Source organism: uncultured Adlercreutzia sp., assembly GCF_958431955.1.
Classification (GTDB): domain Bacteria; phylum Actinomycetota; class Coriobacteriia; order Coriobacteriales; family Eggerthellaceae; genus Adlercreutzia.
This window is the reverse complement of record NZ_CAUASN010000018.1, coordinates 1-15,370: the sequence shown is the minus strand read 5'-3', so window position 1 is coordinate 15,370 and position 15,370 is coordinate 1. Positions and strand designations below refer to the sequence as shown.

Annotated in this window: 13 protein-coding genes; 8 read left to right on the top strand and 5 right to left on the bottom strand. The window is 68.0% G+C overall.

Going from position 1 to position 15,370, the window contains the following annotated elements:
• Positions 1-93 precede the first annotated feature (93 nt).
• Both Q5064_RS06945 and efp read left to right on the top strand, forming a co-directional pair.
• Positions 94-993 (top strand): YitT family protein, encoded by a 900-nt coding sequence (locus Q5064_RS06945; RefSeq protein WP_302963302.1) that lies wholly within the window; start codon positions 94-96, stop codon positions 991-993.
• A gap of 109 nt (positions 994-1,102) precedes the next feature.
• Positions 1,103-1,666 (top strand): elongation factor P, encoded by a 564-nt coding sequence (gene efp / locus Q5064_RS06940; RefSeq protein WP_302963301.1) that lies wholly within the window; start codon positions 1,103-1,105, stop codon positions 1,664-1,666.
• A 50-nt stretch (positions 1,667-1,716) separates the two neighbouring features.
• Here efp and Q5064_RS06935 read toward each other — a convergent pair whose 3' ends face one another.
• The 4 genes from Q5064_RS06935 to Q5064_RS06920 form a co-directional block, all read right to left on the bottom strand.
• Positions 1,717-2,589: a DegV family protein gene (locus Q5064_RS06935; RefSeq protein ID WP_302963300.1), complete on the bottom strand. Its 873-nt coding sequence runs from the start codon at positions 2,587-2,589 to the stop codon at positions 1,717-1,719.
• 257 nt (positions 2,590-2,846) lie between these two features.
• A complete protein-coding gene (locus Q5064_RS06930) occupies positions 2,847-4,379 on the bottom strand; it encodes a response regulator transcription factor (RefSeq protein ID WP_302963298.1) in 1,533 nt (510 codons plus the stop codon).
• 218 nt (positions 4,380-4,597) lie between these two features.
• Positions 4,598-6,322, bottom strand: a complete 1,725-nt coding sequence (locus Q5064_RS06925) for an FAD-binding protein (protein ID WP_302963296.1) — start codon at positions 6,320-6,322, stop codon at positions 4,598-4,600.
• Complete coding sequence (locus Q5064_RS06920) at positions 6,312-7,010, bottom strand: cytochrome c3 family protein (RefSeq protein ID WP_302963295.1); 699 nt, start codon at positions 7,008-7,010, stop codon at positions 6,312-6,314. Before Q5064_RS06920 ends, Q5064_RS06925 begins: the two co-directional genes overlap by 11 nt.
• A 330-nt stretch (positions 7,011-7,340) precedes the next feature.
• Here Q5064_RS06920 and accB point away from each other — a divergent pair, with 330 nt between their 5' ends.
• The 6 genes from accB to dxs are packed head-to-tail and all read left to right on the top strand — an operon-like array spanning position 7,341 to position 13,914.
• Positions 7,341-9,224, top strand: a complete 1,884-nt coding sequence (accB, locus tag Q5064_RS06915) for an acetyl-CoA carboxylase biotin carboxyl carrier protein (RefSeq protein WP_302963294.1) — start codon at positions 7,341-7,343, stop codon at positions 9,222-9,224.
• Between the two features lie 2 nt (positions 9,225-9,226).
• Positions 9,227-10,579, top strand: coding sequence for an acetyl-CoA carboxylase biotin carboxylase subunit (gene accC, locus Q5064_RS06910; protein ID WP_302963293.1), 1,353 nt, complete (start codon positions 9,227-9,229; stop codon positions 10,577-10,579).
• Positions 10,576-10,926 (top strand): Asp23/Gls24 family envelope stress response protein, encoded by a 351-nt coding sequence (locus Q5064_RS06905; protein ID WP_302963292.1) that lies wholly within the window; start codon positions 10,576-10,578, stop codon positions 10,924-10,926. Before accC ends, Q5064_RS06905 begins: the two co-directional genes overlap by 4 nt.
• A 10-nt stretch (positions 10,927-10,936) precedes the next feature.
• Positions 10,937-11,653: a transcription antitermination factor NusB gene (nusB, locus tag Q5064_RS06900; RefSeq protein WP_302963290.1), complete on the top strand. Its 717-nt coding sequence runs from the start codon at positions 10,937-10,939 to the stop codon at positions 11,651-11,653.
• A gap of 4 nt (positions 11,654-11,657) precedes the next feature.
• A complete protein-coding gene (locus Q5064_RS06895) occupies positions 11,658-12,017 on the top strand; it encodes an exodeoxyribonuclease VII small subunit (RefSeq protein ID WP_302963288.1) in 360 nt (119 codons plus the stop codon).
• Between the two features lie 10 nt (positions 12,018-12,027).
• Entirely contained in the window at positions 12,028-13,914 is a 1,887-nt protein-coding gene (gene dxs / locus Q5064_RS06890) for a 1-deoxy-D-xylulose-5-phosphate synthase (protein ID WP_302963286.1), read from the top strand.
• A 142-nt stretch (positions 13,915-14,056) separates the two neighbouring features.
• On the opposite strand, the gene Q5064_RS06885 is transcribed toward dxs, so the two are convergent.
• Positions 14,057-15,247: a 4Fe-4S binding protein gene (locus Q5064_RS06885; RefSeq protein WP_302963285.1), complete on the bottom strand. Its 1,191-nt coding sequence runs from the start codon at positions 15,245-15,247 to the stop codon at positions 14,057-14,059.
• Positions 15,248-15,370: the final 123 nt, after the last annotated feature.

The window sequence follows — 15,370 nt, the reverse complement described above, 5'->3', positions numbered from 1 at the left end:
TCGCGTAATTGTGCGGGCTCTCGCGCGGCACCGTGCCTTATAACTGAAAGGGTAAGCGAAAGCCGCGATGCCGGAGAGGACGGTGAGGAAACGATGACGGAACGGAAGATCAATCGTGGGAGCGAGATTCGGACCAAGGGCAAATCCATGGGGCGCGAGCGCTCGGGCGCATCTGCCGATCCGTCCGACAGATCCTCATCCGGCGCAACGCCGGCCCCCGCGCCCCGAGCTGCCGCGCGAACGGTTGCTGACGGCGCGGCAGGCGAGCCCCGCTGGCGCCAGCGCAGCCCGCGGGCCGTGCTCTTCCTGGCCGGCCGCGTGGTGCTCATGCTGGCGGGCATCGCGGTCATGGCCCTCGGCATCGATGTGGTGGTGAAGGCGAATCTGGGCAACTCGCCCATTTCCGCCACGCCCAACGTGCTCTCGCTCGGCTTTCCCGCCGTCAGTTTCGGCACGTTCATGCTGGGCTGGCAGTGCGCGCTCGTGTTGGTGCAGGTGGCGCTTCTGCGGCGCGACTTCCGCCTGGTCGATTTGTGGCAGATTCCCATCTCGGTGTTCTTCGGTCTGTGCATCGATTGGTTTATGGCGCTCATCGGTGCTGCCGAGCCCGCGAGTTATGCCGCGTCGTGGCTGTGGCTTGCGGTCGGCATGGCGGTGCTCGCCGCGGGCATCGTGATGACGGTGGTGTCGGGCACCGTGATGAACTGCGGCGAGGCCGTGGTGCAGGCCGTGGTGCGCAAGACGGGCATCCGCTTCGGCACGGGCAAGGTGCTGTTCGACCTCGCCTGCGCGGCGCTTGCGACCCTGTGCGCGTTTCTGTTCGTGGGGCATCTGGCCGGCGTGCGCGAGGGCACCGTGGTCTGCGCCGCGTTCACCGGCGTCATCGTGAACGCCTACATGGGCCTCTACGGGAAGGCGCGCGAGGCGGTTCGGCGCCGGCGGAGCATGACGCCCGAGAGCGCCCCGGCCGAGGAGACCGCGCTTGCCGAGTAGCGCTCCCTTTGCAGGATGCCCGTAAGATGGCTATAATGTAACGGTTTGAGTCAGGCGCGACGTGCGAGCACGAGGGTTCCGCGGCGCGTGAACATGAAAGGAAGCACTCGTGGCAACCATCTCTACCGCCGATTTCAAGAACGGCATGTGCATCATCAACAACGGCAAGATGTGCACCATCGTCGAGTTCCAGCACGTGAAGCCGGGCAAGGGCGGCGCGTTCGTGCGCACCAAGCTCAAGGACATCAAGACCGGCCGCGTGGTGGACTACACCTTCAACGCCGGCACGAAGTTCGACTCCGTGCGCCTGGAGTCCAAGAAGATGCAGTACCTCTACAACGACGGCGCCGACTACTGGTTCATGGACAACGACACCTTCGAGCAGATGCCCATCGCCGCCGACGTGGTTGGTTCGGTGTCCGACTGGCTGAAGGAGAACGACGAGGCCACGCTGCTGTACGCCGGCGACGAGCTCATCAGCCTGGAGCCCCAGATGTTCGTTGAGCTCGAGGTGACCCACACTGAGCCGGGCTTCAAGGGCGACACCGCCACCAACACGCTGAAGCCGGCCACCCTGGAGACGGGCAAGGAAGTGCAGGTGCCCACCTTCATCGAGATCGGCGACGTGCTGCAGATCGACACCCGCGACGGCCGCGTCATCAAGCGCGTCTAATCAAGCGGGAAAACCACGCAGATCGGGAAGCCTCCTTCGGGAGGCTTCTTCTATTCCCGGGCGAAGAAGGCGAAGGCGACGCCATCGGGGCCGACGTGGGTGCCGATGACGGCGCCCACGAGCGTGAGCGGCAGTTCCACGGCATCGGGGCTCTCGATCATGCCCGCATCCGCGGCGATGGCGAGCGAGTCGGCGATGTACTTGCGGCCGATCTTGTCGGACAGGCCGGAGTAGGCCACCCATACCGGGCGCGTGAAGTCGATGCCGCCGGCCTTCTCGATCTCCTCGAACACCATGGAGCGCGAGGCCTTCGAGCCGCGGGCCTTCCCCAAAACGACCACCTTGCCGTCCACGACGCCTACCACGGGCTTGATGGACAGAAGGCCGCCGATGGCCGCCGCCGCGCCCGAGATGCGGCCGCCGCGGCGCAGGTACTCCAGGCCGTCCAGGGCGGCCACGAGGCGGATGTCCTTCTTCTCCTGGTCGAGGCAGTAGGCGATGTCGCCCGCGGTGAGCCCCTCGTCGCGCAGGGCCCAGGCGCGCTCGGCTAAGATGCGCTCGCCGACGGTGGCGTTCTCGGAGTCCACCACGAAGACGGACTCCTTGAAAGGCGCCGCCGCGATGCAGGCGCTCTGGTAGGTGCCCGAGATGTGACTGGAGAGAGTGATGACCACGGCCGTGTCGCCGGCGGCCACCACCTCGGCGAAGATGTCCTGGAACACCATGGGCGGGATTTGGCTTGTGCGGGGCAGCTCATCGCTCTCGATGAGGCGCTCGAAGAACTCCGTGCGGGTGATGTCGACCCCCTCGGCGAACTCCTCGTCGCCGAAGCTGATGGTCATGGGGATGATCTGGATGCCGTGGGCCGCCGCGTAGTCCTCTTCCATATCCGCCGACGAATCCACGATGATGCGAATGGCCACAATGCCTCCCTCGTTGCGTTTTCTTCCCCGTATTCTATAGTGCAGGGGCGCTGGTCGGCCAAATCTCCGAAAAGGCAAGTAAATTGTTCATAATTCGCAGACGATTTCTCGATTGACGTGTTCGCGGAAAAGTGGCTGCTGGGAACTGCTCGGGGAGTCAGGGAGCGTTTGGTGCGAAGGGCTGCTCCCGTCAGCGGTTGCCAATCCTGTCGTAGGGGGCGCTTCGCTGTCTGTGCGAGCGCGTTCCCGCAGCAGGCTTACTCCTCCACCAGGTCGATCAGCTCCTGGTGGGAGTGGATGCCGAGCTTGGCGTACACGTGCTTCACGTGGGCCTTCACGGTGTTGCGTGACACGACGAGCGCCTCCTCGATGTAGCTGCGGTCACGGCCGCGGGCGAGCATGGCGAACACCTCGGCCTCGCGGGGCGTGAGTGAGAACTCGCCGGCGATGGTCTCGCAACGGGCGGCGAAGGCCTCCTCGGGTGTGCGCGCCGCATCGGGGGCGGCCTCGGGGGAGACGGCCACAGGCTCGATGCCGTCGATGGCCCCCGCGAACGTGAAGCGCTTCAAGCCCACCAGCACGTAGGCGGCGAATACCAGCAGAAGCACCGCCGGAATGGCCGCCCGCAGCGCTGGTGAGCCGGCGGCGAGGCCGTTGGCGATCATGCCGGCGGCTGCTCCCGTAAGCGATCCCAGAGCCGACACGCCGTTGCCCCAGGCCACGGCCGTCACCGCGCCCAAAGGGTTGCGGGCGGCGATGGCCACGAGCGCCATCTGGGCGGCCATGGTGAACAGCCCGTTGCCGGCATTCAACAGGGCCACATCGGCCGCCCCGCCGCCGACGGCGAGCAGGGGCTGGGCCGACAGCAGAAAGCCCGCCATCACCACGAGGGCCGAGAATTGCACCACGCCGTCGGCGGGGAAGCGCCGCCGCGAGAGAGCCACATAGAGCACGACGAGCGCCAGCGGTGCCGCCGAGAAAAGCGACATGCGCGGGGTGCCGGCCACCTCGTCGAAGCGCAGGGCGAAGCCGAAGGCCACCTGGAACAGGAACAGGCACCCGAACAGGGCCGAGAAGGGCGCGAGGAACGAGGCCGGCCGCGTGACGGACAAATCGCTCGGCGAGGGGCGGTCGCGAACTGCGTCGAAGAAGAAGCCGCCGCCTGCTGCCGTGAGAGCGAGCGCGACCAGGGGAAATGCCAGGAAGAGGACGACGCCCAAGGCAGCCGGCAAAAACGCACACGCGGGGCTTGCGGCCAGCTGCAGCGTGTAGGCCACGGCGATGGCCACCGCTGCCTGATGCGAGGAGAGGCGCGCCAGGTACAGGGAGGTCGTCACGGTGGCCGCCGCGCGGCCGATGGCAACGACGCACGCCCCCAGCACGAGCGGCGCCGGCGAGGCGAAGGCGAGGCCGGCCGCGAGCAGCGCGCCGCCGAAGACGAGGCATGTCGCCGCCCTGACGACGATCGCCCGGCGGCGCAGCATGGCCGGGGCGCGGTAGGCCGCCAGCCCGAGTGCCAGCAGCGTGGCCGCCGAGCAGGTGACGGAAATGTCGCGGGCGAACATGAAGACGGCATCGAACTGGGGAAAGATGGAGCCGTTCATGAGCGCGGTGGCCCCGAGCACCAGCAGAAGCGCCGCGAACCCGCGCACCGGGCGCACGGGCGGGGGAGTGCCGGTCTCTGACGATACGGCCCTTTCGCCCGCGCCGCTCTCCTGCGCAGCGGCCCGCTGCGCCCCGTTCTCGGACACTGCCTCAAGCGCCGCGCTTCCCGCCTCTTGTTTAGCCATGGCCCTCCCTTCCGTTCCCTCCATTGTACACGCGAAGACCCCCGGCCCGCGCGGGGCTGGGGGTCTGAAAACAAAACCGCTGGTCGCTGGGAGGGAGGCGCGACGGGCGGTATCCCAAAGGAAGGGCAAAGGGGAAGAGGTCGTAGCTGCGAAGTGCTGACCGCGGGCCCGCAAGCCCCCGGTGCGAGGCTTGCGGGCCCGTAGGGCAGAGGCCGCTCCTAGGCCTGGCCCGTGGCGGCCAGCATGCCGGCGCGGCGCCCGAAGGTCATGGTGCGCCCGCAGGCGAGGCCCGTCAGCAGATTCGGATAGCTCACGGAGAAGAAGCCTCCCGAGTCGTTGCCCGTCAGGTACAGGCCCAAAATCGGGTCGCCGTTCTCGTCGCAGGGGTGCATGTTCGTGTCGATGGTCACGCCGTCGAGCGTCGCCAGGAACCACGCGCCGGTGCGCACGCCGTAGAACGGCGGCGTGTCGATGGCCATGAGGCGGTGCTTCTCCTTGTAGTAGTCGGTGTCCTCGCCGGCGGCGGCCATCTCGTTGTAGCGCTTCCAGGAGGCCACGGTGGTCTCCACGGGCAGGTTCAGCTTCTCGGCCAGCTCCTCCATGGTGTCGGCCTGCTGCACGTAGCCGTCCTCGATGAGCTTTTCGATCATGCCGTCCACCACGGCCATGGGAATGTTGTTCTTCGCTCCGTTGGGGAAGGGGAACAGGCGGCAGCAGCCCACCTCGTCCATGGCCTCGGCCTGGGCGGCGTGGTTCGCGTCCCAGATGTCCACGTAGGTCTGGTGCGGCTGCATGATAGTGGAGTGCAGCATGTAGTCGTAGGGACCGCTCTCGTTGCAGAAGCGCTCGCCCTTCAGGTTCAGCTTCAGGAAGGGCTGCTCGCCGAACCAGAACCAGCGGCCGAGCACCCCGTCGCCGGCGTACTGGTCGGGCTTCACGCAGGCGCGGTTGAAGGTGCACGCCGCGCCGAGCGGGTCCATGGTGGCGCCGAGCCACAGGGCCGCCTTGATGCCGGAACCGGTCGGGTTGCCGCCGGAGCCGGGGGCCGCGATGCGAATCTTCTGGTTCCAGGCCTGGCGGTCCTCCATCATCTCCAGGTTGTTGCCGTAGCCGCCCGTGGACAGGATGACGCCCTTGCTGGCGTTGATGCGCAGGTAGCGGCGCTCGCCCTCCACCTCGCGGGCGATGACGCCGGTCACGCGCCCGGCCTCGTCGGTCTCGCACTTGATGAACTCGGTGTACCAGCGCACCTCGGCGCCCTGCTCGGCGGCGTAGGCCAAGATGGACTCGGCGAAGCCCCACTCCTCGTTCTCGGCCACGGCGTCGGTGAGCTGGGGGCTGTGGCCGGTGGCGAAGGCTTTGTCGCGGCCCGGGTCGGTGGTATCGCCCACGCCGCCCTCGAACTCCATGACCATCTTGCCGTCGCGCTCTACGATGTCGGTGAGCCAGTCCACCATGGCGCCGGACTCGTCGGCCCACAGCTTCACCAGGTCGTAGTCCACGAAGCCGTTGGCGTAGCGGACGATGTCCTCCACGGCTTCCTTCTTCTCGATGCGGAACTCGGGGAACTCGTCGAAGGACGCCTGCTGCAGGCGCGAGTCGATGGCGCCGATGTCCTCGCGGACGTTGTGCGGGCTGCCCTGGCGGTCGATGCCGAGCACGCGCGCGCCGTTCTCGGCCGCCGAGATCATGGCCGGGATGCCGCCGGTGCCGATGCCCACGACGAGCACCTCCGTCTCCAGGGTTTCGGCGATATCCGACTCCTCGATGACGGGCGGCGCGCCGAGCCAGGAGGGGCCGCCGAAGTCGCCGGCGCTCAGGTTCGCGGGCTCTTCGGCCGCGTAGCCGTGGCCGCATCCGGACAGCGCGGCAGCGGAAAGACCGCCCAGGGCGGCCAGGCCCGCGCCCTTGAAGAAGCTGCGGCGTGAGACGTTACTCTGCATTGGGGGCCTCCCATCCTTCGGGCAGGGTCAGATCGTGGCACTCGTTGCACACGAGCACCTGGTTCTCGTGGATCTTGTGGCAGTCGCCGCACTCGAGCGCCATGTCCTGGTGGCTCGCGTGGGGGTTGTACTTCTCGTCGTTGCCGGCAAAGCCCCACAGATTCGCGGTGATCTCGTCGAAGGAGGTGCCCGCGGCGTGGTGGCATTCGGGCCGTGCGCAGAACTCCTCGCTCGCGAACTGCTTGCCGGTGGCGAGCATGGTGCCGTCCTCGGTCATGGGGTAGGTGTCCGACACCCAGGCGCACACCTCGGCCACCTGGGTGGTCAGCTCGGCGGTGTGACAGTCCAGGCACGCCTCGCCGGCCTTCGCGTGGGCCGTCACGCCGAGCTGCGGGTTGCCGTCGTCGTAGGTTTCCACGTAGTAGTCCATGGGGCTGTGGCAGATGGCGTTGCAGAAGCTCGGCTGCTCGTGCCAGACCCAGAAGCCCGCGCCGGCCACCACGATGACGGCCACCACCACGCCGGCGACGATCCACCCGCGCCGCCGCGGCTTCTTGGGGGCGTTCGCTCCGGACACGCTGCCGGCAGCTTCAGCACTCCCGCGGTCCGCCGCATGGGCGCCCGGGCCGCCGGGCCCTCCCTCCTGCGGTGCGGCCGTCGTTGCGGCCTTTTCCTCGTTGATACTCATGATCGCTTCCTCCCTTCCTCGTCATAGTGAGAAACGATGGCGCCAGTGTGCGCCGCAAGAGCGCGAAAAGCTATTACCCCAGCGGGGTAAACTTTGCGTTTAGCCTGATGGGAATGGGGTAGCAGCCAACGGGGAAGAGAGCGGGGCGAGACTTTCACGCCAGCCCGCAGCAGCGGGACAGCGATGCCCGCAAACGCGCCGCGCTGCCTCCTCCCGCCGCTTCGTTGATGTTTCTTGTCGGCAAATCGGGCGTTCGCGTGGCGGGGCGTGCATGACGTCCCCTATAATGCAAAACTTGATCTTTGACTATCTATAAGGAGGTGTGAGTTCATGCCACGGCTTCAGATCATGGATACGACCATCCGCGACGGTCAGCAGAGCCTGTGGGCCACCCGCATGCAGATCGGCGACATGCTGCCGATTCTGCCGAAGATGGACCGCGTGGGCTACTGGGCCATCGAAGCGTGGGGCGGCGCGACGTTCGACTCGTGCCTGCGCTTTCTGGACGAGAATCCCTGGGAGCGTCTGCGCGCCATCAAGGCCAACACGCCCAACACCCCGCTCGCCATGCTGTCGCGCGGCCAGAACCTGGTCGGCTACAAGCATTACTCGCGCGATATCGTCAACCGCTTCATCGGCGCGGCGCACCGCAACGGCATCGAGGTCTTCCGCGTGTTCGACGCGCTGAACGACATCCGCAACGTGGTGGACAACGCCGAGGCCATCAAGGAGCACGGGGGGCTGTTCGAGGGCGCCATCTCCTACACCATCTCGCCGGTGCACACGCTGGACTCCTACCTGGAATACGGCCAGCAGCTGAAGGACTTGGGCGCCGATACCATCGCCATCAAGGATATGGCCGGCATGCTTACTCCCTATCGCGCCGAGCGCATGGTGAAGGCCTTCAACGAGGAAATCGGCCTGCCAGTGCACATCCACTGCCACTACGTCGGCGGTATGGCCCCGGCCAACATCCTGAAGGCCGCCGAGGCCGGCGTGGCCGTGGCCGACACCGCCCACGCGCCGCTCGCCTTCGGCAACTCGCACCCGGCCGTCGAGATGATCGTGGCCGCCCTGAAGGAGAGCCGCTACGACACCGATCTTGACCTCGACCTGCTCTTCGAGATCTCCGAGTACTGGGAGGAGATGCGCAAGCGCGGCCACTACAAGCGCGGCGTGTCGTCGCTCATCCACATGCAGGTGTACTCGCACCAGGTGCCCGGCGGCATGATGAGCAACCTCATCAGCCAGCTGGAGGTGCAGAAGGCGGCCGACCGCCTGCCCGAGGTGATGGCCGAGATCCCGAAGGTGCGCGCCGAGGTGGGCTATCCGCCGCTCGTGACCCCCATGTCGCAGATCGTGGGCACCCAGGCGGTGTTCAACGTGCTCACCGGCAAGCGTTGGAGCGTCATCTCCAAGGAGATGAAGGACTACGTGTGCGGCTACTACGGCAAGGCGCCCGGGCACATGGACAAGGAGATCGTGGCGAAGGTGGCCGGCGACTCAGAGATTTTGGATCCGAGCATCGCGCCGGGCACCCTTGTGACCACCACCTACGACGAGGTGGCCAACGAGATCGGGGATTTGGCCCACAGCGAGGAGGACGTGCTCATGTACGCCCTGTTCCCGAACGAGGCCCGCACCTACCTTTCCAAGCACCGTGTTTCCGAGAAGGTCGATTTCATGCTGGAGCAGGAATCCAGCGGCACCAAGGAGGACGATTACGTGGATATCAATCAGATTCGCGAGCTGGTTCGCGTTGCCGAGGAGAGCGGCGTCGGCGAGATCGTAGTTGAGGAAGAGGGCGTCCGCATCGCCGTGCGCATGCCCGGTCAGGGCGCGCCTGCCGCCGCGGCTCCCGCTGCTGCCGCTCCGGTGGCCCAGGCCGCCCCGGCCCCGGCTGCCCCGGCTCCGGCTGCCGAGCCGGCCAGCGACCGCCCGGCCAGCTGGAAGCCCGTGGTGGCCCCCATGGTGGGCACCTACTACGAGGCCCCCGCGCCCGGCGAGCCGCCCTTCGTGAAGGTGGGCGACGAGGTGGCCGCCAACGAGACGCTGTGCATCGTGGAGGCCATGAAGCTCATGAACGAGATCACGGCCGAGGAGATGGGTACCGTGCGCGAGGTGTGCCTGTCGGACGCCACGCCGGTCGAGTACGGCACCGTGCTCTTCTACGTGGAGCCCCACGAGTCCGTGCCGACCCTCCCGGAGAACTAGTCATGTTCAACAAGATTCTCGTCGCGAACCGCGGCGAAGTGGCCCTGCGCATCATGCGCGCCGCCCGCGAGCTGGGCGTGAAGACCGTGGCCGTGTACTCCACCGAGGACGCGGACACCTATCCGGTGCACTACGCCGACGAGGCCGTGTGCATAGGTCCCGCCCAGTCGGCTAAGAGCTACCTGGTGATGCCCTCCATCATCGCGGCGGCGAAGAACACCGGCGCCGAGGCCATCCACCCCGGCTACGGCTTTCTGGCCGAGAACGCCGACTTCGCCCGCGCCTGCGCCGACAACGACCTCGTGTTCATCGGCCCGGCCGCCGAGTGCATCGAGCGCATGGGCGACAAGTCGAGCGCCCGCGAGACCATGAAGGGCTGCGGCGTGCCCACCGTGCCCGGAAGCGACGGCTGCCTGGACACCGTGGAGGAGGCCGCGGCCTTCGCCGAGCAGGTGGGGTATCCCGTGCTCATCAAGGCGACGGCCGGCGGCGGCGGCAAGGGCATGCGCGAGGTGCACGACCCGGCCGACCTGGCCGCCCAGTACAAGGCCGCCCGCACCGAGGCCGGCGCCGCCTTCGGCAACGACGGCGTGTACCTGGAGAAGCTCGTGCTGCGCCCCCGCCACGTGGAGGTGCAGGTGCTCGCCGACGACCACGGCAACGCCGTGGCGCTCTGCGAGCGCGACTGCTCCATCCAGCGCCGCCACCAGAAGCTTTTGGAGGAGGCCCCCTCGCCGGCGCTTACCGACGAACTGCGCCGCGCCATGGGCAAGGCGGCCCTGAAGGCCGTGCGCGCCGTGGATTACCGCAACGCCGGCACCATCGAGTTCCTGCTCGACGAGCGCGGCGAGTTCTACTTCATGGAGATGAACACCCGCGTGCAGGTGGAGCACCCCGTCACCGAGGAGATCACCGGCACCGACATCATCAAAGAGCAGCTGCGCATCGCCGCCGGCGACCCCATGAGCTGCGCCTCCCGCGCGCCGTTTACGCCCGCGGGCCACGCCATCGAGCTGCGCATCAACGCCGAGGACCCGGCCCACGGCTTCCGCCCGTGCCCGGGCACGGTGAGCACGTTCATCCCCCCGGCGGGGCCGGGCGTGCGCGTGGAAACTTATTTACGGCCTGGTTCTAAAATCTCGCCGCACTACGATTCCCTCGTCGCAAAGGTTATCGTGCATGGTCAGGATCGCGAAGAGGCCGTGGCCCGTGCGCGCCGCGCCTTGGACGAGTTCGTGATCGAGGGCATTGCCACCACCATCCCGTTCCACCAGCGCGTGCTGGAAAACGAGGTGTTTCTGGCCGGCGAGGCCACGACGGACTTCATCGAAACCCAGATGGGAGACGTACTATGACCAGTGAAATGAACGTGGAAGGGCTCTCCATCGCCCCCGGCGTCATGGAGACCATTATCTCTGTGGCCGCCAGCGAGGTGGACGGCGTGGCCTCTTTGGGCAACTTCGCCACGAGCGGCATCCGCTCGATGCTGGCGAGCAAGCCCTCCACGAGCGGCATCGAGACGAAGATGGGCGAGGACGGCAAGCTGTACGTGGCCGTCCACGTGGAGGTGTACTACGGCTACGTGCTGCCCGAGCTGGCTGCCGCGCTGCGTACCGCTATCGCCGAGTCGCTGGCCACCCAGGCCGGCGTGGAGGTGTCGGCGGTGGACGTGTACATCGACGGCATCCAATTCAAATCCTAGGGGAGCGTTGATGGCTTCAAGGAAACACGAGAGGACCCGCGACCGCGCCTTCGCGGTGCAGGTCCTCTACACGAGCGAGCTTCAGGGGGAATCGCCCTCGAAGCTTCTTGACGAGGGGCTCTGCCTGGTGGCCACCGAGGCCGACCCGGAGCCCGCGCCGCCCGAGGCCGCCGACGAGGCGCCCTCGGAGTTCGGCCGCATCTGCGAGGGGGCGCTGACCGAGTACGCCCTCGGGCTCATCCGCGGGGTGCAGGAGCATCAGGCCGCCATCGACGAGCGGCTGGAGGGGGCGTCCGAGAACTGGGCGCTCTCGCGCATGCCCATCGTGGATCGCTCCATTCTGCGCATGGCCGTCTACGAGATGTTCCAGCGCGAGGATGTGCCGGTGTCGGTGTCCATCAACGAGGCGGTGGAGCTGGCCAAGGCCTTCGGCGGTGAGGACGACTCGCCGCGCTTCGTGAACGGCGTGCTCGGCCGCATCGCCCGCACCATGGACGAGGCCCCCGAGCTGGTCGTGGCTAGCGCGGAGGAGGCGGAAGCGGGGCAGGCGTCGGAGGACGCCGCGCCTGCGGCCGTGGCCGACGAGCCTGCCGCGGTTGCCGAGGGCAAGCCCGCCGAGGCAGCGCCTACTGCCAGCGAGTCCGCCGCTGCGACGCCCGATGCCGTCGCCTCCGACGCCGTGGTGGGCGCCTCGGGCGCGGCAGCCTGCGTGCAGGGGGAGGTGTAGCCTTATGGCCGATGCCGAGGGCCGCACCTTCGAGGGCGTGCACGAGCGCCTCTCCCAGATCGTGGACGAGGTGTCCGCCGAGGACATCTCGCTCGACGACGCGCTCAAACTGTACGAGGAGGCCGTGAAGCTGGGCCTTTCCGCCTGCGACCTGTCCGAGCAGGACATCGAGGCGCACCTGGCCGCCGCCGAGGGCGAACCGGGCGCGGACGTTGCTGCCGAGGGCGAGAATGCCACGGGCGACGAAGATGTCGCAGGGGATGAGACCACCCCCGCGGCCGGTGCTGCGGCCGGAGCCGGCGCTTCCGCCGAGCCTTCCGCCTCCGATGCGGAGGCTCCCGAGCCGACCGGCGAGCTATCGTAAGGATATTCCCATGGCCGCACCGCGCATACTGGACGCTATCAGCTCCCCTTTCGACTTGAAGGTGCTCGACAACGACGAGCTGGCCATTCTCGCCCGCGAGATTCGCCAGGAGATCGTCGCCACCACCTCGGTCACCGGGGGGCATGTGGCCTCGTCCCTCGGCGCGGTGGACATCATCGTGGCCCTGGAGAGCCTGCTCGACATGCCGCGCGACCGCGTGGTGTTCGACGTGGGGCACCAGGCCTACGCCCACAAGCTGCTCACCGGCCGACGCGAGGCTTTCAAGACGCTGCGCACCTACGGCGGCATCTCGGGCTTCACGAAGCCCCACGAGAGCCCCTACGACGTGCACTACTCCGGCCACGCCTCCGACTCGCTCTCCATCGCGACGGGCCTGGCGAAGGCACGCCAGCTGAAGGGCACCGACGAGAAGGTGGTGGCGCTCATTGGCGACGCGTCGCTTGCCGGCGGCATGGCCTTTGAGGCGCTGAACTACATGGGCAACGAGCAGCTGCCGCTCGTCGTCATCCTGAACGACAACGAGATGTCCATCTCGCGCAATGTGGGTGCCCTCATGAAGCATCTGGGAAACATCCGCGCGAACAGCCATTACCGCGAGGCCCGCGAGGGCCTGCAGGCGGCCATGGAGCAGGGCGGCCCTGCCACCCGCGGCTTGCTCGGGTTCGGGAAGAACATGAAGGAATCGCTCAAGCAGATGGTGATTCCCCATACCATGATCTACGAGTCGCTCGGCATCGTGTGCACTGCGCCCATCGACGGCCACAACATCGCCGAGCTGCGCGACATCCTCTCGCTCGTGCTGGAGATGGACGGGCCGGCGCTCGTGCACGTGGTCACGCGCAAGGGCGAGGGCTACGAGCCCGCCCGCCGCGACCCTGAGGCGTTCCACGGCACGGGTCCCTACGACATCGCCACGGGCAAAGCCGCGAAGAAGCCCGCGAAGCACCCGAGTTACACCGAGGTGTTCGGCGCGGCCCTGGCCGACGAGGCCGCCCGCGACAGGGACGTGGTGGCCATTACGGCGGCCATGACCGGGGGCACGGGCCTGAAGACCGTCGCCGCCGAGTTCCCCGACCGCTTCGTGGACGTGGGCATCGCCGAGGAGCAGGCCGTCGGCATGGCGGCCGGCCTCGCCTCGGGGGGCAAGAAGCCCGTGGTGGCCCTGTACTCCACCTTCATGCAGCGGGCCGTGGACCAGATGATCATCGACTGCGCCCTGCCCGAGGCCAACGTCGTGTTCGCCTTCGATCGCGCGGGCCTGGTGGGCGATGACGGCCCCACGCACCACGGCGTGTTCGACATGGTGTACTCCCGCATGGTGCCCAACGTGCGCGTGCTCGCCCCCTCCGATGAGGCGGAGCTCGTGCACGCGCTGCACACGGCGCTTACGCTACCCGGACCGGTGACGCTGCGCTACCCGCGCGGCGAGGCCGAGGGCGCACCGCTGCCCGATGCGCCCGAGCTTCTGGACGTGGGGAAGGCCCGTGTGGTACGCGAGGGCGCCGATGCGGCCCTGCTCGCCTTCGGGCGCATGGTGGGGCAGGCCCGCGCGGCCGCCGACCTCTTGGCCGCCGAAGGTATCGAGTGTCAGGTGGTGGACATGCGCTGGGTGAAACCGCTCGATGAGGAGGCTATCGCCGAGGCTGTGGCCACGGGGCTCGTGGTCACCGTGGAGGAGGGCGTCGTCGCCGGCGGTGCCGGCCAGGGCGTGCTCGAGGTGCTCGCCCGCCAGGGCGCGACCGTTCCAGCCGTCACGCTCGGCATTCCCGATCATTTCGTCGGCCAGGGCCCGGTGGGCCAGCTCTTCGCCGATTTGGGCCTGGACGCCGAGGGCATCGCCGCCACCGTGCGCGCGAAGCTGGCCGCCTCCCGCTAGCCCCGGCGCGGATCTGTCTCGTGGCTGCCTGCGAGCGGGGGGCAGTCTCGAAATTGCGGCGTGTCCAATTTTGAGACTGCAGGGCGCCTGCGACATATCCGCAGGCGCCCCTTCGCGTTCCCCGGGTTCTGACGCGCTTGCCTCAGCGCTCGTAGATGTAGTCGAAGTCGAGGAGCTTCTTGTAGGAGTTGAACATCTGGTGCGGGCCCAGGGCCACGTCGCGCGGGCGCATCTCGTAGCGTTCGGAGGCGTTTGCGACCAGATCGACGGCGAAGACCTCCTCGGAGATGCTGATGGCGCCCTCAGGGCAGATGTCGGCGCAGCAGCGGCACTTCACGCAGCGGGCGGGGAAGTGGTCGATGCCGAAGGCGCCGTCGGCCTCCGTGAACTTGCGCAGGGCCCCGGTGGGGCAGAAGGTCGCGCACATCTGGCAGGAGTCGCAGCGCGCAGCGTCGATGATGACGTGGCCCCACAGCCGGGTGCCGATCATGACGTCCTCGGGCTCTCCCAGGGAGGCGAGCCCCTTCAGGAGTCGCGTGCGGCGGTTCGGCAGGGCGTGGGGCAGCGTGCCGTCGTCGCCCACCTTCTGGAAGAGGGGCTCTTCGGCATTCTTCTCGTGGATATCGAGCGCATCCCGCACGGCCACCTCGGCCGAGGCACGGGCAGCGTCGCGGGCGGTGCCGATCATGTCGGCGAGGAAGGCCCGCCGCCCCTCGTTGAAAGCGGCCTCATCGCCGCGCTTGGCGAAGGCCGGCAGCTTCTGGGACACCTCGGCCACCGCCGGCGCACCCCAGGTGGCCAGCAGCGCGTTGGCCGTATCGCATACGGCGGCCGCCATGGCGGAGCCGGGGTTGCTGCGGCATCCCTCGCAGGTGCCCTCCACGAGCACGACGCGCTTCGCGCCGGCCCGGGCGAGCAGCACGATGAGGCTCTCGTCCACGCGCCCCAGGCAGGTAACGCCCACGACGCGCGCGGGATCGTAGAGGCCCTCGGCGGCCTGAAGCATGTTCTCGCACACGATGGCGACGCGCCCCTCGGCGGCCTGCAGCGCCGCCACGCAGGCCTCGAACAGCTCGCGGTCGGTGGGGTTTTGCGGGGTGAGCGCGCCGGTGGGACAGGCCGTGGCGCAGGTGCCGCAGCCGATGCACTCGTCGGTGCGCAGGACGAGCTGACCGTCCTCGTCGGCGGAGATGCAGTCGGAGGTGCAGGCCTCGGCGCACTTCAGGCACGAGGCGTTCTTGTTGCGCACGAGCACGCAGCGGTTCTGATCGACGGCGATGTCGATGCTTCGCAAGGCCTCCCAGACGCCGAGGATGTGGTTAATCTGGGCCATGGCGGCACCTTCCCTTCTTATTCTTCGGTGCGAAAGATCGAGGGCGCTCCGCGTAAAGTCGCGCGGGCGCCCGAAGCGTGCGGAGGTGGGAACCCCTCTCGGGAAGGACGCGGAGGGAGGGGG